The 18,987-nt window shown below is 44.6% G+C and carries 17 protein-coding genes and 1 tRNA gene; 8 read left to right on the top strand and 10 right to left on the bottom strand.

Annotated features, from left to right (window positions below):
- Window position 1 precedes the first annotated feature (1 nt).
- The 6 genes from mraY to mraZ are packed head-to-tail and all read right to left on the bottom strand — an operon-like array spanning window position 2 to window position 6,404.
- Window positions 2-1,228 carry a phospho-N-acetylmuramoyl-pentapeptide-transferase gene (gene mraY, locus ACZIX4_RS08260; RefSeq protein ID WP_463335148.1) on the bottom strand — a complete coding sequence of 409 codons (1,227 nt, stop codon included), beginning with the start codon at window positions 1,226-1,228 and terminating at the stop codon, window positions 2-4.
- Window positions 1,229-1,237: 9 nt separating this feature from the next.
- Window positions 1,238-2,698: a UDP-N-acetylmuramoyl-L-alanyl-D-glutamate--2,6-diaminopimelate ligase gene (locus tag ACZIX4_RS08255; protein ID WP_463335188.1), complete on the bottom strand. Its 1,461-nt coding sequence runs from the start codon at window positions 2,696-2,698 to the stop codon at window positions 1,238-1,240.
- Window positions 2,698-4,701, bottom strand: a complete 2,004-nt coding sequence (locus tag ACZIX4_RS08250) for a penicillin-binding protein (protein ID WP_463335147.1) — start codon at window positions 4,699-4,701, stop codon at window positions 2,698-2,700. Before ACZIX4_RS08250 ends, ACZIX4_RS08255 begins: the two co-directional genes overlap by 1 nt.
- On the bottom strand, window positions 4,692-5,039 hold the full coding sequence (locus tag ACZIX4_RS08245; protein WP_463335146.1) for an FtsL-like putative cell division protein: 348 nt from the start codon (window positions 5,037-5,039) through the stop codon (window positions 4,692-4,694). The genes ACZIX4_RS08250 and ACZIX4_RS08245 overlap by 10 nt, the downstream gene beginning before the upstream one ends.
- 8 nt (window positions 5,040-5,047) lie before the next feature.
- Entirely contained in the window at window positions 5,048-5,944 is an 897-nt protein-coding gene (rsmH, locus tag ACZIX4_RS08240; protein WP_463335145.1) for a 16S rRNA (cytosine(1402)-N(4))-methyltransferase RsmH, read from the bottom strand.
- A complete protein-coding gene (gene mraZ, locus ACZIX4_RS08235; RefSeq protein ID WP_463335144.1) occupies window positions 5,931-6,404 on the bottom strand; it encodes a division/cell wall cluster transcriptional repressor MraZ in 474 nt (157 codons plus the stop codon). Before mraZ ends, rsmH begins: the two co-directional genes overlap by 14 nt.
- 410 nt (window positions 6,405-6,814) lie before the next feature.
- On the opposite strand from mraZ, the gene ACZIX4_RS08230 reads away from it, so the two are divergent.
- From ACZIX4_RS08230 to yihA, 4 genes are all read left to right on the top strand, one after another.
- A complete protein-coding gene (locus ACZIX4_RS08230; protein WP_463335143.1) occupies window positions 6,815-7,582 on the top strand; it encodes an alpha/beta fold hydrolase in 768 nt (255 codons plus the stop codon).
- Window positions 7,583-7,726: 144 nt separating this feature from the next.
- Window positions 7,727-8,065: a nucleotidyltransferase family protein gene (locus ACZIX4_RS08225; protein WP_463335142.1), complete on the top strand. Its 339-nt coding sequence runs from the start codon at window positions 7,727-7,729 to the stop codon at window positions 8,063-8,065.
- A complete protein-coding gene (locus ACZIX4_RS08220; protein WP_463335141.1) occupies window positions 8,062-8,397 on the top strand; it encodes a HepT-like ribonuclease domain-containing protein in 336 nt (111 codons plus the stop codon). The genes ACZIX4_RS08225 and ACZIX4_RS08220 overlap by 4 nt, the downstream gene beginning before the upstream one ends.
- 4 nt (window positions 8,398-8,401) lie before the next feature.
- Window positions 8,402-9,019 (top strand): ribosome biogenesis GTP-binding protein YihA/YsxC, encoded by a 618-nt coding sequence (gene yihA / locus ACZIX4_RS08215; protein ID WP_463335140.1) that lies wholly within the window; start codon window positions 8,402-8,404, stop codon window positions 9,017-9,019.
- A gap of 164 nt (window positions 9,020-9,183) precedes the next feature.
- Here yihA and gldC read toward each other — a convergent pair whose 3' ends face one another.
- Together gldC and gldB are read right to left on the bottom strand one after the other, a co-directional pair.
- The gene (gene gldC / locus ACZIX4_RS08210) at window positions 9,184-9,528 is read right to left on the bottom strand and encodes a gliding motility protein GldC (protein WP_463335139.1); all 345 of its coding nucleotides are present in this window, start codon (window positions 9,526-9,528) and stop codon (window positions 9,184-9,186) included.
- The gene (gldB, locus tag ACZIX4_RS08205; protein WP_463335138.1) at window positions 9,528-10,493 is read right to left on the bottom strand and encodes a gliding motility lipoprotein GldB; all 966 of its coding nucleotides are present in this window, start codon (window positions 10,491-10,493) and stop codon (window positions 9,528-9,530) included. Before gldB ends, gldC begins: the two co-directional genes overlap by 1 nt.
- An 83-nt stretch (window positions 10,494-10,576) precedes the next feature.
- Between gldB and nadE the strand changes: the two genes are divergently transcribed.
- Window positions 10,577-11,383 carry an NAD(+) synthase gene (nadE, locus tag ACZIX4_RS08200; protein WP_463335137.1) on the top strand — a complete coding sequence of 269 codons (807 nt, stop codon included), beginning with the start codon at window positions 10,577-10,579 and terminating at the stop codon, window positions 11,381-11,383.
- 73 nt (window positions 11,384-11,456) lie between these two features.
- Window positions 11,457-12,086, top strand: a complete 630-nt coding sequence (locus tag ACZIX4_RS08195) for a LuxR C-terminal-related transcriptional regulator (protein ID WP_463335136.1) — start codon at window positions 11,457-11,459, stop codon at window positions 12,084-12,086.
- A gap of 119 nt (window positions 12,087-12,205) precedes the next feature.
- Here the strand turns inward: ACZIX4_RS08195 and dnaG are convergent, their stop codons facing one another.
- Window positions 12,206-14,188 carry a DNA primase gene (dnaG, locus tag ACZIX4_RS08190; RefSeq protein ID WP_463335135.1) on the bottom strand — a complete coding sequence of 661 codons (1,983 nt, stop codon included), beginning with the start codon at window positions 14,186-14,188 and terminating at the stop codon, window positions 12,206-12,208.
- A gap of 84 nt (window positions 14,189-14,272) precedes the next feature.
- Between dnaG and ACZIX4_RS08185 the strand changes: the two genes are divergently transcribed.
- A complete protein-coding gene (locus tag ACZIX4_RS08185; RefSeq protein ID WP_463335134.1) occupies window positions 14,273-15,274 on the top strand; it encodes a S1 family peptidase in 1,002 nt (333 codons plus the stop codon).
- 35 nt (window positions 15,275-15,309) lie between these two features.
- On the opposite strand, the gene ACZIX4_RS08180 is transcribed toward ACZIX4_RS08185, so the two are convergent.
- A tRNA-Gln gene (locus tag ACZIX4_RS08180) sits at window positions 15,310-15,380 on the bottom strand.
- 223 nt (window positions 15,381-15,603) lie between these two features.
- On the opposite strand from ACZIX4_RS08180, the gene ACZIX4_RS08175 reads away from it, so the two are divergent.
- Window positions 15,604-18,888, top strand: coding sequence for a protein O-mannosyl-transferase family (locus tag ACZIX4_RS08175; RefSeq protein ID WP_463335133.1), 3,285 nt, complete (start codon window positions 15,604-15,606; stop codon window positions 18,886-18,888).
- The last annotated feature ends 99 nt before the right edge of the window (window positions 18,889-18,987 follow it).

The following is an 18,987-nucleotide window of genomic DNA, read 5'->3' as shown; positions in this document are numbered from 1 at the left end:
ATTACCTCAGTTTTAGTGAAACCAGTGAGAATATTGCCAAAAGGATGCTTACAATCCAGAAGCGGGCTACGATTTTACTTTCGTGATAGCCTTTTTTCTGGTAATGGTGGTGCAGCGGCGACATCAGGAATATCCTTCGTCCTTCGCCATATTTTTTCTTGGTGTACTTAAAGTAGCTTACCTGTAGTACTACCGAAAAGTTCTCTGCCAGGAAAATACCGCACAGTACCGGTATCAGCAGCTCCTTACGCACAGCCAGCGCCAGTACGGCAATGATACCGCCTATGGTAAGGCTGCCCGTATCGCCCATAAACACTGTGGCCGGATAGGTGTTGTACCAGAGGAAGCCTATGAGCGCCCCGCTGAAGGCCGCTATATACACCGTCATTTCACCGGAGTTAGGGATATACATTATATTCAGGTAATTACTGAAGATGATGTTACCCGACACAAAGGCAAAGATGCCCAGCGTGAGGACGACTATGGCACTGGTACCCGCAGCGAGGCCGTCTATACCATCGGTAAGGTTAGCGCCGTTACTCACCGCCGTAATGATGAATATCACTATCGGTATAAAGATGAGCCATGCCCATTTGGCATAATCGCCACCCATAAACGACAGCGCCTCGGCATAGTCAAATTCATTATTTTTAAAGAACGGTATGGTAGTAGCCGTAGATTTCTCCTCTACCGGCGATTGTACTATTACATTGCGGCCCTGCTCGTATTGCACTATTGGGGCGTTATCGGTACGTACAGTAACCCCCGGATGGAAGTACAGCACGTAGCCCACGATTAACCCAAGGCCTACCTGCCCTACCACCTTAAATTTGCCTTTTAGGCCTTCCTTATCTTTTTTGTGTACCTTAAGGTAATCGTCCAGGAAACCTATGGTACCCATCCACAGCGTGGTAACGATAAGCAGTACAACATAAATATTGTCAAGCTTGGCAAGCAGCAACACCGGCACCAGCGTAGAGAATATAATAATAAGCCCGCCCATGGTAGGTGTACCCGCCTTTTGGGTTTGCCCTTCAAGGCCAAGGTCGCGCACGGTTTCGCCTATTTGCTGGCGGCGCAGGAAATTGATTATCCTTTTACCGAAAATGGTAGAAAGGAGCAGCGACAGTATTACTGCCAGTCCCGAACGAAACGTAATGTACTGGAACACCCCGGTACCCGGAACATCCCACTGTTTGTCTAAAAACTGAAATAGATAATAAAGCATACTATCGCGCTATTTATTTAATTGGCTTAATAATTCTTTTACCACCTGCATGTCATCAAAATCGTACTTCACTCCTTTTATTTCCTGGTACGTCTCATGGCCTTTACCGGCTATGAGTATAATGTCGTTTGGCTTAGCCAGCTGGCATGCCAGCTTTATGGCCTGCTTGCGGTCGATGATCGCAACTGTTTTTTTATAGTTTTGGGGCTCTACACCCTTCTCCATGTCTTCAATAATATCTTCGGGCACCTCGCTGCGCGGGTTATCGCTGGTAAAAATGGCCTGGTCACTCATACCGCTGGCTATCTTAGCCATTTCCGGGCGCTTTGTCTTATCCCTGTCGCCGCCGCAGCCTACTACGGTAATCAGCTTTTCATTGCGTGTACGGATGTTCTCAATAGTATTCAGTACATTTTCCAGCGCATCGGGCGTATGGGCATAATCCACAATTGCCGTAATATTTGTTGGCGTTACTATAAACTGGAACCTACCGCTTACGCTTTCCAGTTCGCTCATCAGCCTTAGCACCTCGCGCTCTTCCAGCCCAAGGTTTACCGCTGCAGCATAAATGGCAAGCAGGTTGTACGCGTTGAACGTACCGATGAGCTTTACCCAGACTTCCTGACCGTTTATTTTTATCAGCAGCCCCGAAAGCTGGTTTTCCAGTATTTGGGCTTTGTAATCAGCATAAGTTTTAAGGCCGTAGGTAAGCTTTTTTGCAAGTGTATTTTGCAGCATTACCAAGCCGTTTTTATCATCTACATTCGATACTGCGAACGCTGTTTTTGGCAAATTGTCGAAGAATGATTTCTTTACATCCCTGTACTCGGCAAACGTGGCGTGGTAGTCCAGGTGGTCGTGCGACAGGTTAGTGAATATACCTCCTGCAAACAGCAGCCCGCTGGTACGGTGCTGGTGTATGCCGTGGCTGCTCACTTCCATAAAGCAGTAATCGCAACCCGCATCTACCATTTCACGCAGGTATTTGTTGATGCTCAGCGAATCAGGCGTGGTATGCGTAGCAGGATATGCTGTTTCGTCTACCATTACCTTTACCGTACTCAGTAAACCGGTTTTAAAACCGGCATTTTTAAACAACTGGTACAGCAGCGTGGCTATGGTGGTTTTACCGTTAGTACCGGTTACCCCTACCAGCTTCAGGCTCTCTGACGGATTGCCGTAATAGTTGGCCGCCATAAAAGCCAGTGCGGCGTGGGTGTTGGCCACCACTACATACGTAATACCTTCTGCCACCACCTCCGGAAGTTCCTCGCAGATAACTGCGGTAGCCCCCAGGCTTATGGCTTTTTCTATAAAGCCGTGCCCGTCGCTTACAGTACCCCTTATGGCTACAAAAGCATCGCCTTCACCCAGCTTGCGGGAGTCGAACTCTATTTTAGCCACAGGTATATCGGTAGCACCTTTTACCTGCTCTAAGGATACTTTGTATAATATGTCGCGCAACAGCATCACGATAATTCCAGTATTACGGTTTGTTTCTTACGAATGGTTTGCCCCGGCGAAAGCGATTGCTTTTTTACCTTACCGGAACCTTTTATCTCAACTTTCAGCCCCATATTGCCCAGCATAGCTACGGCATCCATGCCTGCCATGCCCACCATATTTGGCATTATATCTTTCTTAAACTTATTCTCCTTATCATAGTAAGCAGCGTATAACTGTTCCTGTTTATTAATATGCTTATCCAGTTGCTGCACCTTGTTTGTTGAAGGCACATCGGTATAAATCTTTTGCGCTATGCGGCGGAACACCGGCCCGGCCACGTCGGCACCGTAATAGCCCTTTGCCACATGCGGCTTGTGTACCACTATAATGCACGAGTACTGCGGATCTTCGGCTGGGAAATACCCCACAAACGACGACGAATAATACATTTCACCATTGGTCTTACCTTTACCATAGTTTACCTGTGCAGTACCGGTTTTACCCGCCATACTGAAGTTGGGCGAATACAGTTTTGATGCCGTACCCTTCTTCACTACATTCTGCATAATGGCTTTAACCTGCTTAATGGTTTCCGGCGAACATATCTTAGGGTTTATCACCTCCTTATCAAACTTCTTGATGCTTTTGTCCCAACCCTTGATTTCTTCTACAAAAAGCGGGCGTACCATTTCACCATCATTTGCAATGCCGTTATAGAAAGCCAGCGTTTGCAGCGGTGTAAGCTTAAGCCCGTAACCAAAGCCCATCCACGGCAGTGTAACTCGTGACCATGCTTTATCATCAGGCCTTAAGAAGTAAGGGACACCTTCACCTTTAAGTGAGACACCCAACCTGTGGGTAATGCCGAAACCATCGATTCTCCTGTAAAAAGCCTTAGGGTCGTCTTTATAACTTTCGTTCAAAGCCTGTGTAAGCACCGTGTTGCTCGAAAGCTCAAAGCCCCTCGCCAGCGACACCTTACCATAACCACCATCATGCGAATCAGATACCGTCCTCCCATAGAACTTTACCTTACCGCCATGGGTATCATATACCTGCGCAGTGTCTACTTTGCCATCCTCAAGCATGGCAACAAGCGCAGCCAGCTTAAAGGTAGAACCCGGCTCCTGGCTTTCGCCCACCGCGTAGTTCACCGTTTCGTAGTACGAACCGTCAGTAGCACGGCCCAGGTTACTTATTGCCCTTACATAGCCGGTTTTGGTTTCCATAACCACCACACAGCCATGGTCGGCCTCATAATATTCCAGTTGTTTTAAAAGAGCGTGGTGTGCTATATCCTGTATGTATACATTAATAGAGCTTATAACATCATAACCGTCTATAGGGTCTACCTCATTAACATCGCTTATGGGTTTCCACTGGTTTTTGGCTATTTTCTGCATCATGTGTCGGCCGTCTTTGCCTTTCAGGTATTCAGCATACGCGCCTTCTATACCCACATACAACACCTCACCATCTTCATCTACACGCTCATAACCCACAGTTCGTTCGGCTATTTTACCGATAGGGTGTTCACGCACTATTTTCTGCTTCACAATAAGCCCGCCTTTGTATGGCCCCAGCCTGAACAGCGGAAAACTCTTCAGACGCATCAGCTCAGGATAGCTAAGCCCTTTTGCCAGCAGCAGGAAACGCTTGTTACCCCTGCGCGCGTTGCGCAGCTTATGCTCATAATCTTCAGAAGCGCCGCCAAGCATTATCTCAAGCGAATCGGCCAGCGGAGCTACAAACTGTTCAAAATCCTTAGCCTTAGGCGCTACGGCATCAAACCTCACAGTGTAGTTAGGCACCGAAGTTGCCAAAAGGCTGCCGTCGCTGCTGTACAGGTTACCTCTGTTAGCCGGGATTACAGAATCGTTTACCGTACGGGCTTTGGCCAGCTTACGGTAACTATCTCCCTCTACCCACTGTATATTAAAGAGCTTTACAGAAACAAGGATAGCCATTACCACAAGGGCAAAGGCTACTACATATATCCGTAATGACTTTTTATCTTCTACTGCCATAACCGTTCAAAAAAGCCTTTTTCTTCTTTCTTGGCTACTACTATTTTCTTAGGAGGCGTTGTGGCCGGGTATATTTGCCTCGGTTCCATTTTTGTCGCCACCGTACTTTCCATTTTCAGTTCCATCAGTTCGCTGCGGCGGGCTACAAACTCAGCACGCAGTTTCTGTATCTCATCTTTCAGTTCGCTTATGCGGTACACCTTCTTTTCATAGTTATGAGAGTTGGCCACCATAAGCATTGCCACAAAAACCAGGAACAGTATAAAGCGCCAGTTTTTCATGGAGCCCTGGTCTACCAGGTATTTTGCTTTCAGCAAACTGTACACACCGCCTTTCATATCCTGATTTATATTTTTTCAGCAACCCTCAGCTTAGCACTGCGAGCCCTGTTGTTTTCTGCAATCTCTTCCTCTGTAGGCACTATCAGTTTTTCAATGCTTTTAAACGGCACCTCAAACCTGCCAAACATATCACGCTCCGGCTCACCCTCAAACATGCCGTTTCGCATGTAGCGTTTTACCAGCCTGTCCTCAAGCGAATGGTAACTTATTACACTAAGCCTGCCGCCGGGTTTAAGCACTTCCAGCGATTGTAACAAAAACTCCTTCAGCACTTCCACCTCCTGGTTCACCTCTATACGGATGGCCTGGTATATCTGCGCCAGTATCTTATTGCTCTTGTGCGCCGGAAGGAATTTAGACAACACCTGCTTCAGTTCGTTGGTGTTTTTTATCGGCTTTTCTTTCCTTGCAACACCTATAGTATACGCAAGCGCACCTGCATTTTTTAATTCACCATAATCAAAGAACACCCTTTTAAGCTCCTTCTCATCGTATTCATTTACGACTTTATAAGCATCAAGGTCGTTTTTCTTGCTCATCCGCATATCCAGCTCCGCATCAAAACGGGTACTGAACCCGCGCTCTGCCACATCAAACTGGTGCGATGAAACACCCAAATCCCCCAGTATACCATCTACCTCCCTTACACCGTAAAACCTGAGGTATCTTTTTATAAACCTGAAGTTTTCAGGTATCAGGGTAAAGCGTTCGTCATCTATCACATTCGCCTGGGCATCTTCATCCTGGTCAAAAGCAAACAGCTTTCCGTTCGGTCCCAGCCTTTTCATTATCTCCCGCGAGTGCCCTCCACCACCAAAGGTTACATCCACATACACACCATCAGGCTTTATATTGAGTCCGTCTACCGTTTCTTTTAGCAATACGGGGTTATGATATTCCATCTTCGTCATCCATTATATTACCCATCACATCTTCCGCAAGGCTCGCAAAGTCTTCATCAGAAATTGCTATAGAAGCCTCGTAGCGGTTTTTATCCCAAACTTCCACTATGTTTACCGCCGAGCTAAGCACCACATCACCTTCTATCCCGGCAAACACCGCAAGGTCTTTCGGTATCAGCAACCTGCCGGCAGCATCCATTTCCAAAACCCTTACCCCTGCCGTGAACGCCCTGATGAAGTCGTTGTTCTTTTTTACAAAGCGGTTCAGCTTGTTCAGTTTTTTCATTTCCTTATCCCACTCCGCCATCGGGTAAAGCTCAAGGCATTTCTGGAAAACCGACCTTTTCAGCACGAATCCCTGGCCCAAACCTTCGTGCAATTGCTTCTTCAAAGGAGCAGGCAGCATTAGCCTTCCTTTGTTATCAGCTTTACATTCATATGTCCCGACTATGGTATTCAAGCAGTTAGATATTAGGTCTTCTCAAAGCAAAAATAGAAAAATATTACCACAAATTCCCACCAGCCTACACATTGTTGATAAGTTTTACCACCAAGGCTAAATTTCAGCACATTACAACAAAAAAGAATAATTCAATTTCAAATGAAAAATCTTCACCAAAAACCACCAATTAAAGACAATACACCATTAAAAACTAAATTGAAAATCATTAAATTAAACATCATTCAAAATTTAAAATAAAACTCCAAGCAGGTGCTTTGTGATATATTTAACAGAAATACGGTGGTAAAAAGTGGAGAGACTAAGCCAAAAATTAAGTTTCGGTGCATTCCCTATTATATTTGTGGGGTAAAGCCTTATTAATTTAGAAAGTCATATATTTGTGCAGTTTTTGAACTGATAAAAACCACATGCAAAGCAATAATAACGAAGGGAAATACCATTACTACGAAAACGGCGAAGGTACCCCTATCATAGTACTACACGGATTAATGGGTGCCCTGAGCAATTTTGACGGCGTGGCAAACTATTTTCCGCAACACGGCTTTAAGGTTGTAATACCCGAACTGCCACTATACACACAAAGCATTTTAAAGACCAATGTAAAGGCTTTCGCCAAATGGGTAAAGGACTTTATTACGTATAAGGGATTTGACCGCGTAATACTGCTGGGCAACTCTCTGGGTGGGCATATAGCACTGTACTTCTCTAAAATGTACCCGGAAAAAATGCTGGGCCTTATCATTACCGGAAGCAGCGGCCTTTATGAAAGCGCCATGGGCGACAGCTACCCACGCAGGGGCGACCGTGAATACATTAAGAAAAAAGCAGGCGAGGTATTCTACGACCCGTCTATAGCTACTGAAGAACTTGTAGATGATGTATACGCTGTAGCAAACGACCGTATAAAACTGATAAAAACCCTTACCATAGCCAAGAGTGCCATTCGCCATAATATGGCTAAGGATTTACCAAAAATGCACGTGCACACAGGTATCATCTGGGGCAGGCAGGATGGCGTAACCCCACCCGATGTAGCCGAGGAATTCCACAAGCTGCTACCAAACAGCACACTGTACTGGATAGACAAATGCGGACACGCAGCGATGATGGAGCACCCGGACGAGTTTAACCGGCTGATGCACGAGTGGCTGAAGACACAGGGATTGCCACAGTAATTATTTCAGATTGTAGATTTTAGATTTCAGAATGAGCTTCACTCATCATCTGAAGAAACAAATATAAAAAGGCGTAAAATCAATTGGTTTTGCGCCTTATTTTTTTCCGTTGTCCCGAAAAACCTGAAACCTGAATTCTAAAATTTGAAATCGCTATCTTTGCACAAATCATCTGTAAGCATGGTGCCTTTAATTAAAAACAACCTCCATTCAATAACCACCCTGTTCAGGAAGTATAATACCGAACGGGCATTTTTGTTTGGCAGTGCGGCTAAAGGTAATTTTAATGATGAAAGCGATGTTGATTTCCTCTTCAGCTTCCCACAATCAATGGATTATGAAGTATATGCCAATAATTATTTTGGCCTTTTGTATGAACTTCAGGATTTATTAAAAAGGGATGTAGAGCTTGTAGCCGAAAAAACCCTGAAAAACCCTTTCCTCATAGAAAGTATTGAAGAAAGCAAAATACAACTAATATGATAAGCCGGGAAGTAAAGAAACTGCTTTCGGATATAGCAGAATCAATTTCATCAATAGATGAGCATCTTGAAGGCAGAAGGGTATTTGACGAATACACAGCTAATAAAACAAAACGCAGGGCTGTAGAACGCGAACTCGAAATTATAGGCGAGGCCATGTCCAGGCTTTTAAAATTAGAACCTGAGATTTCAATATCTTATTCACGCATTATTGTTGATTTAAGAAATAAGGTCATCCACGCCTACGACACCGTAGATGATGTACTGATATGGAAAATTATTATGAAAGACCTTCCGGTATTAGAGCAGGAGGTAAAGAATCTTTTAGCATAAAACTATGAAAATAACTTCTGCCGAATTTGTAGTAAGCAACTCCGATGCTGCCAAATGCCCCAAGGAACCCATACCGGAATATGCATTTATAGGCCGCAGTAATGTAGGTAAGTCGTCGCTTATTAATATGCTGACTAACCGCACATCGCTTGCTAAAACATCGGGAAGGCCCGGAAAAACGCAGCTGATAAACCACTTTAAGATAAACAACAACTGGCACCTGGTAGATTTACCGGGTTACGGCTACGCTCGCGTATCTAAAAGCACCAAGGAAACCTTCCAAAAGTTCATAACCGATTATTTTGAGAAGCGAGAACAACTGGTATGCGGTTTTGTACTGGTAGACATCCGCCATGAGGCACAGAAGATAGACCTGGAGTTCATAAACTACCTGGGCGAGGCCGAAGTACCGTTTTGCATCATTTTTACCAAAGCCGATAAAATAAGCAAAGGCAAAGTACAACAGCACATAGCCGCCTACCGCAAAAAGGTCATAGAAAACGGCTGGGAAGAAATGCCACAGCATTTCGTTACCTCATCTGAAGATGCTACCGGCCGCGAAGAACTTTTAGCATATATAGATTCTGTGAATACCGAGATTTTCAAAAACGAAGGTTTTTAATTATCTTAGCCTAAACATTAAAACCACAACTATGAAAGAGATCATGAAAAACTGGAGCGAAAATACCTGGAATGGTTTTTTCTGCACAATTATAGCCATCGCGTTTTTTATATTCCTGGCAATAGCATAAAAACAAAAGCGACCCTATGAGGTCGCTTTTGTTTTTATTTACCGGTTTTCAGTTCCAGCTTCTCTGCAAAATAATCACAGAAATCACGCATGGTATCCGCCATTTTTTCATCGTCGGTAGCACGCTGAAAGGTATCGGCCATGCTCACCAGCGTCTGATGAAAGAACACTTTCATTTCGTCTACCGGCATATCCTTTGTCCATAGGTCAATACGCATGCTTTCCTGAGGCTTGCTATCCCATACGCTCAGCATAAATGCTTTGGTAGGCTCAGCAACAACACCGCCGTCGCGGGCAGTCCAGCTCAGTTTTTCCGGCACGCGGTTATCATCCAGTTCTATGGTAATCTTTATTTCAGATTTTACTAATTGTTTAGCCATTACTTCTCGGGTTTGTATTTAGAGTTGTCAAAAATCGTTTGGGCATCCATTGCCAGCATTGCTTCAGGCTTTACCCCTTTGTTGTGTTCCATGTATGAGCGCACTATCTGCCAGCCCAGCCACTGCCCCAGCCTTCCCGGGGTTTCATTGTCAAAGCCCAGGTAGAATTTACTGAACGGCGCCGGGTGAATAAAACGCGTAAGCAGCTTAGGGTCGTTATCATAAAACAGCTTATTTTCCACAAAATAGCGCCAAATTTCTATTTCGTTGGCCTTGGTCCATTTCATCTGTTGGGCTGAGTAGCCTATTTTATCATTGTCTTTCACCTCAGGAATCAGCATGTCTTTCAGGTACAATTCCTTTCCGTAATAAATAACATACGACAGGAAGTTGTTATCCTTAATAGGTGCTATTTTATTCCTGCTGAAGGCCGTAACAATATCCGGCAATATCTGCGATGGGTTGTGTTCCTGCAGGTGGTAGTTGTCCATACTGCCCACATACAGGTTGTTTTTTTCACCCAGGTACAGGCTCAGCGGTATCAGTATCAGGTTGTTTGTGTATACGCTTTTCATATCCAGGTCGTCATACACCAGCGTTACCACCCTTGGCTTTGCCGTAGTAGGGTAATAGTATTTCATGTGGCGGTACAGGTCGGCGATATTCTCCTGTAGCGTATCTACATCAGGATATTTCTTCTGCACCTCAGTATACAGTTGCCTCTGGAACGGGTCTTTCTGCTTTTCCAGCCATACATTATCGGGCACTTCCTTCGGGAAAAGGAAATCAAATTTCTTTTTCAGTTCCGGCAGCTGATCCGGCTTGCTTTCAAAGAAAAGCTTATCAAAACGCTCTATCTTAATATCTTCGGCAGGCAGTTCGGCTATCTTTTCCTCCACCTTGTTCTCGTCCTTACAAGAAAACAGCAGCAATGCCGCCAGCGGAAGTAACAGGTATTTTCTCATTTTACGTTTTATTGCTGCTTTGTTTAAACAGGATTCTCTAATTTTATGGCAAATATAGCACAACCATTATAATTTATACTGCCATGCAAGTACATTCAAAATTTGAATCACAGGCTATTAATGACCATATAGTAGGCTGGCTGCGCGATTATGCAGCTAACGCAAAAGCAAAAGGATTTGTTGTAGGGATATCAGGAGGAATTGATTCTGCCTTAACCTCAACGCTTTGCGCACAAACCGGCCTGCCTACCCTGTGTGTGGAAATGCCCATACACCAGGCCGAAAGCCACGTAACACGCGCCAAGGAGCACATAAGCTGGCTGAAGGAAAATTACAGCAATGCATCATCTGCCGAAGTAGACCTTACCAGCACCTTTACCCATTTTAAAGAACAGGTTCCCGCTGCCCCTACACAAGGGCTTACCGACCATACCGAGGCCAACACCCGTTCGCGCCTGCGTATGATAACGCTGTACTACTTTGCAGGGATTAACGGTTTTATAGTAGCCGGAACAGGCAATAAAGTGGAAGATTTTGGGGTGGGTTTTTATACCAAATACGGCGATGGCGGCGTAGACGTAAGCCCTATTGCTGACCTTACCAAAACTGAAGTACGCATACTGGCAAGGCATCTTGGTGTAACCAACAGCATACTGGTAGCCAAGCCTACCGACGGGCTTTTTGGCGACGACCGCAGCGATGAGGATCAGATAGGCGCCTCTTATGAGGAGCTGGAATGGGCTATGGAGCAGGATGGTTTTGGCAAGGAAAGCCATGAGTTTACAGGCCGTGAAAAAGAAGTATTCGATATATACAAACGCCTGAATACGATAAACCAGCACAAGATGAACCCAATACCGGTGTGCGAGATTCCTAAAAATTTGAAATAAAATTCTTGCATTCACAAATCTTTAAGAAACTAATGGTTAATTTTACTGTACGTTGAACCCAAAACATGCAGTTATGATTAAGTTATGCCTTGCGGATAATCACCCGGTGGTACACTATGGGATGAAATCGTACTTTAACGAAAATCCGCAGATTAGCTTTGTGGGTGTGGTAAATAACCTGGATGCACTTGTTGAGGTTTTGAGTAAAAAAACGGTTGATATAGCCGTAGTAGACCTGGAATTAGAGGGGCTTACAAGCATAAGCAATGTAAAGAACCTCGTAAGGGATTTTCCGGAAACTAAAATTGTTGTCTTTACAAACCTGGCCGAACAGATCTACGCGCCAAATGCGCTTAAGGCAGGCATATCGGCCTATGTGCATAAAAGTGCGCGCCTTGAAGACCTGGAAAACGCCATTAAAAAGGTAGACGAAGGCGATGTTGTATTTAGCGACACGGTAAAGAAAAACCTTGCACTGCTGAACAAAGGCAAGAAAAGCGAACGCCTGTACCGCAAGCTTTCGTCGAGGGAAATTGAAGTACTGCGCTACCTTAGCGAAGGAAAAAAGAACAAAGAGATTGCGCACCTGCTGGACCTGAATGAAAAAACAATCAGCACGTACAAACTCAGGCTGCTTACCAAACTACACGTTACAAACCTTGTAGACCTGGTAAACAAAGCCAAGACTCTGGATATAGTATAACAAAACCTTTCAGTCCCAGGAAACACCACTACTCACAAAAAACGCTTTTAGGACAAAAAAGTACCCCCTTAGGTATTAAAAAATTAAGCGCCCTTATCCCGGGGCGCTATTTTTTTGGCTTAATAAAAGCTACTCCTTAGCCTGCTTAGCTTTCTTGAAAGGTAATTCACAAGCGTGTTGTAGTCGTTTACTGCCATCAATATCTCCATATTATCGGCTTCGGGGCTTACCTGCATTTTCAAATCCTGAATCAGGCGGCCCAGCAGCAGCCAGCGCAGGTCGGTTATATGCTCTGTAGTATAAGCCGCTATAGACTGCTCCTTGTGTTTTACCGGAATCTGTTGGCGCTCTTCCCACTGGTGTACATGGTAACGCTCTTCCTGCATAAAAATATCGGCCGCCTCATATTGCAGTTCCGGCGGCAATGCATTCAGGAATTCCTCAGGCACCAAAGTTTGATGCGCCATATAATGGTCTGCTATAGCCTTGTACAAATCCCTGAATAATGGGTGCGTAAATTCTATTTCATCTTCCTGAAGGTTCAGGTACACACGTTCGTATACCTTATACACCTTACGCTCGGTATCTTCGTATTCTTTACCGAACTCGTCAAACTTTATAAACACATCGTCAAACTCCTCTTCATTCCCCCCGTAGAGCAATAATATTTCTATCATTTTCCGCTCTACTCTTTCAAGTATGTTTACGCGTTCACGCTGTTCAGGCATTTCATCTGCCACAGGTTTCATAGCCTGTGCCTTACGGTCTTCCTTCAGCTTTTTATCGGCTTCGGCTATATCCTTGGTGGTAATCTGCGCCAATGTACTTACCAGCACCTGCTCGCTGATGTCCATAATACGCGACGTCTCCTGCACATATACTTCGCGCTGTATACGGTCGGGTATTTTAGAGATACTGGTTACCATATCGCGGATAAGCCCGGCCTTTTTTACAGGATCCTGCCTGGCCTCATCCATAAGCAGGGAAGCTTTAAACTGTATAAAGTCCTTTGCGTTGTTTTCAAGGTAATTTACCAGCTCATCATGCGGGGTACGTTTGGCAAAGCTATCAGGGTCGTCCCCTTCAGGGAAGGTACAAACCTTTACATTCATACCCTCCTCCAGTATCAGGTCGATACCCCGAACCGAAGCCCGCAAGCCCGCAGCGTCACCGTCAAAAAGCACGGTAATGTTCTTGGTAAGGCGGCTCACCAACCGAATCTGGTCGGGTGTCAGTGCCGTTCCGCTTGATGCCACCACGTTTTCTATACCGGCCTGGTGCATCTGTATCACGTCGGTATAACCTTCAACAAGGTAGCAGTTATCTTTTTTGGCAATGGCCTGCTTGGCATGGAAAATACCGTATAGCACCTTGCTCTTGTGGTAAATATCACTCTCAGGCGAGTTAAGGTATTTGGCTACTTTTTTATCGTTACCCAAAATACGCCCACCAAAGCCCAGCACGCGCCCGCTCATACTAAGTATCGGGAACATTACCCTCCCCCTGAAACGGTCGGCCATACGGCCATCTTCGCGCACTATGGTAAAACCGGTTTTTTCAAGGTATTCTAACTTATAGCCTTTGCCCAATGCTTCTTTACTAAAGGCTTCGTAAGCTTCAGGCGAATAACCCAGGCCAAACTTTTTAATGGTTTCACCGGTAAAACCACGCTCCTTAAAGTACGAATAGCCTATGGCCTGCCCCTCATCGGTATTAAGCATTATATTCTGGAAATAGGTCTGGGCAAATTCCGACACCAGGAACATACTTTCCTTTTCGTTGGCCTGCTCCTTATCGGCATCGCTCTGCTCGGTTTCCTCTATTTCAATGTTGTATTTTTTGGCAAGGTAACGGATAGCTTCGGGGTAACTGAAATGCTCGTGCTCCATAAGGAATGCCACGGCATTACCGCCTTTGCCCGAACTGAAATCCTTCCATATCTGCTTTACCGGAGACACCATAAACGAAGGCGACTTTTCATTACTGAACGGGCTAAGTCCCTTAAGGTTGGTCCCTGCGCGTTTCAGCACTACAAAATCGCCGATTACCTCCTCTACACGGGCGGTTTCAAAAACGGTGTCTATGGTATTTTTAGATATCAAAACTTGTTGTAATTGTAAAGTGGCAAAGAGACAAAGTTACATATAAATCACAAAATAGATAACTTTACAAAAAGAACTGACCTAATGAAAAATTTACTTTTAAAAACAGAGCTGAACATCAATATAACAAAAGAAGCTTTTAGTTTTTTCACTTCAAGTGTTTTGAATCCCGCCTTACACACAGATATAGTAAAGTTCTGCAAATCAAACCCTTTATTGCGCGACAATAAAAATAGTATCCAAGCACTTGAAACAATGGGCTACTATTCTAAAAACCAATTTAGATCATTTATTGTCGAAAAAGGAATTATTGGTTTTACATTCGACATTCCAGAAATAATTTTGGAAATATTTGTTGATCTAATGATTTTACAAAAAATACCATCTTACACAATCAATAACAATGAAGCTTGGTATAAAGTCGCTAACATTGAAATTGCTCGCTTTTATCTTGACATTGAAATATTATTAAATAGAATTTTTGGTTTCAATTATATTATCGAACAATATATTCAATCTGTTGTGAAAATCGAAAATACATTAGATGGAAACCCTTCTATCGGAAACGGATTTATTGTAAAATCATACGATGAGCATATTATAATTACGAATAAACATGTTGTCGAAAAATATGAAAAATTAATAATCAAAGATTTTGAAGACAACAATATTTCCTTTAAAAACATTATTGCATCAGAGAGTTCAGACTTAGCAATCATCTACCCCTCAACTGATTTGTCAGAAAAAAAGAATTTCATCCTAAATCCATATTTTGAAATTTTAGACGAGATTATTACAATTGGTTACCCACCTATTCCAACTACTAAAGCCGCCTACCCATTGTGCCATAAGGGAGAAATTAATTCATCCATTCAAACATATTGGGGAGATGAGTTATTTATTTTTAGCGCAAAAACTAATCCTGGTAATAGCGGCAGCCCAATAATTGACAAAAATGGCACAATCGTAGGTATTGTGTCAGAATTATTGGAGGAACAAGAAGGATATAAATACAGCAAACTACCCTATTACGCTGGAATTCCTGCCAAACCAATAATAGATTTTATAAATGTACAAAACCCTTAAAAAGCAAAAAGCCTCCCGTTTGGGAGGCTTACCAGTTGGTCTACTAGGACTCGAACCTAGAATGACTGAACCAAAATCAGTAGTGTTACCATTACACCATAGACCATCATGGTTGCTTATTGCGAGTGCAAATGTACTACATATTTTGTTTTTTCCAAATGCAGCACATAAAAAAAATTAAAAATCCTGAACAAAACTCCTCAGCAACCTCCCAACAAAAACAGTATCAATTACTTGAAAAACCATAGAAATTTTGTACTTTCAGCATTGCTTCCCATACTTTGGCAGGCATTTTAACGTTTATTGTAACAACCACATAAAAGCTGTTTATGACAAACTTTACTTTTAAACAACAGAACAACATTGCAGGCTGGCTGCTATTTTTCACAGCATTAACGGTTTACTACACCACCGCTGAGCCTACCATGAGCTATTGGGACTGCGGCGAGTACATTTCAACTTCTGCAAAGTTACAGATAGGCCACCCGCCGGGGGCACCACTCTTCCAGATGTTGGGGGCCGTGTTTGCATCCTTTGCGCTAAGCCCTAAAAACATTGCCTTTGCCGTAAACATGGTTTCGGTACTGGCCAGCGCCTTTACCATACTGTTCATGTTCTGGTCGCTTACATTACTACTTAAAGACCTGCTACCAAAGCAAACCGAAGACTCAAAACGCCAAAACCGCATGATACTGGGTGCAGCTGCCGTAGGTGCATTGGCTTTTTTGTTTTCAGACAGCTTTTGGTTCAGCGCCGCGGAAGCCGAGGTATATGCACTCGCTTCCCTGTTCATAGCACTTATTTTGTGGTGCGGCCTGCGCTGGGGTAACGAAATGCACACCCCTAAAGGCAACCGATGGTTATTGCTTATAGCCATGCTTACCGGGCTTTCGTTTGGGGTGCACTTCATGGCGTTGCTTACATTGCCGTCTATCGGACTTATCTACTACTTCAAGAATTACGAAAAAATAACCCTGAAGAACTTCATCATTGCCAACATAGGCATCGTGGCATTGCTGTTCTTCGTATTTGCATTCCTTATGCCGTATACCATGGCATTCTTCGGCAAAACAGAAATATTCGTGGTAAACACTTTCGGGTTGCCGTTTAACTCAGGCACCATCCTTGCTTTCGGGTTGCTTATAGGCGGGTTTTATTTTGGCCTGCGTTACTCGGCACGAAAAGGTTGGGCCGCAGCAAACACAGGGTTGCTGTGCATACTGTTTATACTGATAGGCGCTTCGTGTTGGATAATGCTGCCCATACGTGCCAATGCCAATGTGGTCATTAACGAAAACAACCCGAATAATGCTGCTGAGCTATTGGCTTACTACAACCGCGAACAGTACCCGGAGCAGAAAACATTCTATGGCCCTATGTATACCGAAGCCTACGCAGGCCTGGATGCAGAGCAACCGTATGTAGATGAAAAACCCAACTACGAGCGCAACTACAAAACGGGCAAATACGAAATTGTAAACCAATACAAAAACGCCCGCCAGAATAGCGACAACGCCCAAAAAGGCTTTTTGCCCCGCATGAACAACCCTGAAATGGCGGTGAACTATATGGCGCTTTCAGGGCCGCCGGCATTCCACATTAACCCGCAGTATGATTTTACAGACGACCTGGCACATGCCGGTGTAGATGTAAACAACCTAAGCGAGGAGGAAGCCGCACAGGCCATAGACAGCGCACGTGCCCAGCTTGAAGGTGTTATAGCCCAATTCAGGGCGGCGTATGCTAAAGGTGATATGGGTAATGAAGAGTACGATTCTTTCCTTAAAAGTTACGGGCGTTACCTTGTAGTAGAAAAACCTACACTCCAGCAGAACCTGTCATATATGTTCAGCTACCAGTTTGGTTATATGTACATGCGTTACCTGATGTGGAATTTCTCAGGCCGTCAAAGCGATGAACAAGGCAAGCTGGATGCTGTAAACGGCAACTGGATGAGCGGCATTACTGCTATAGACGAAGCCCGCCTTGGCCCGCAAGACAGCCTTACCCCCGACATGCAAAACAACAAAGGGCGCAACCTGTACTACATGCTGCCGTTTGCACTGGGCATTATCGGGCTTGTGTACCACGCCAGGAAAGACATGAAGAGCTTTTACACCCTGCTGGTATTGTTCCTGTTTACAGGCATTGCCCTGAAAATATTCCTGAACGAAAAACCTTTTGAAGTCCGCGAGCGCGATTATGCACTGGTAGGTTCGTTCTATGTTTTTGCCATCTGGATAGCACTGGGCGCATTTGCCGTACAACAGTTCACCCAAAAATACCTGAAGGCTCCCGTGCTGGCACCCGTTGCCCTTGGACTTATACTTTTGGCAGTCCCTGCGCGTATGGCTACCCAAAACTGGGACGACCACGACCGCAGCGACCGCTATACCGCAGTAGCCATGGCCAAGGCGTTCCTGGACAGTTGCGATAAAAACGCCATATTATTTACCGTAGCCGATAACGACACCTTCCCACTGTGGTATGCGCAGGAAATAGAAGGCTACCGCACCGACGTGCGCGTGGTGTGTACCGAACTGTTGCATGCCGACTGGTACATCGATATGATGAAGCAAAAAGCGTATGATTCTGATGCATTGCCGATAACCTTTAGCCATGAGCAGTACCGCGCCGGTACCCGCGACTACCTGTTGTATGACCCGCGTACCGACAAGCGTGTAGACATGGCCGATTTCATGAAGTTTATCCATACCGATGATGAGCGTGCCACCGTGGCACTGGAAAGCGGACGCAAGGCATACACCTACCCTGCCAACAAGCTACGCTTACAGGTAGACCATGACAAGATTAAGAAAAACCATTTAGTCCCGGCGCGTAAATACGATTCCATAGTTCCTTATATAGATATTGACCTGCCGCAAAGCGCCATTTACAAAGGCAATATGGCCATGCTGGATATTATAATGAACAACAACTGGGACCGCCCTATCTGCTTTACAGGCCGAACCACTGATGCTGCCGATTATGGCTGGATGAGGAATTATTTACAGGCACAAGGACTGGTGCTAAAGCTTGTACCCGTACGTACAGAAGCACCCGAAGATGCCTCGCCGTTTGAGTTGGGCTACGTTGACAGCGAAAAATCGTATGACACCGTGAAACATTGGGACTGGGGCAACAGCGGCAACGCTAAAGTATACCACGACCCTGAAACCCGCCACAACGGCATTACCTTCAGGGCGAATATGGTGCGCCTTAGTGATACCCTAATCGCGGAAGGCCAATACGACAAAGCTCGCGAAGTGATAGACCTCGCCATGGAAAAAATGCCGGTAGAATTGTTTGGGTACTACACCATGGTGACGCCTTTTGCCGAAGGGTATTATAAAGTAGGCGAGAAAGAAAAGGCACAACAACTGTTGGCACAACTCACCCGCAAGTACCAGGACAGCCTGGGGTATTACCACTCATTATCAGCAGTGCAGCAAAACCATCTGGCAAATGATATTATAATGCAGATAGAGCGTTACCGCACCTTACTACAGGTAATGCAGGAAAACGGCGACACTGCACTGTACGAAAAACATAAGGGGACATTTAACACCTGCAACGGCTGGTTTATGCGCTTTGGCAGGAAAAACGAAATATAAAACAAAAGCTGGGGCCGCCCGTTGCGGCCTCTTTTTCATTCAAAAAAACACAATATCCTTTCTCATTGGCAAAAAAATAGTTTCTTTGCATTTAGAATT

Source organism: Flavobacterium niveum (genome assembly GCF_055231775.1).
The sequence above is the reverse complement of the archived record's forward strand: the minus strand, read 5'-3'. Positions and strand labels throughout refer to the sequence as shown.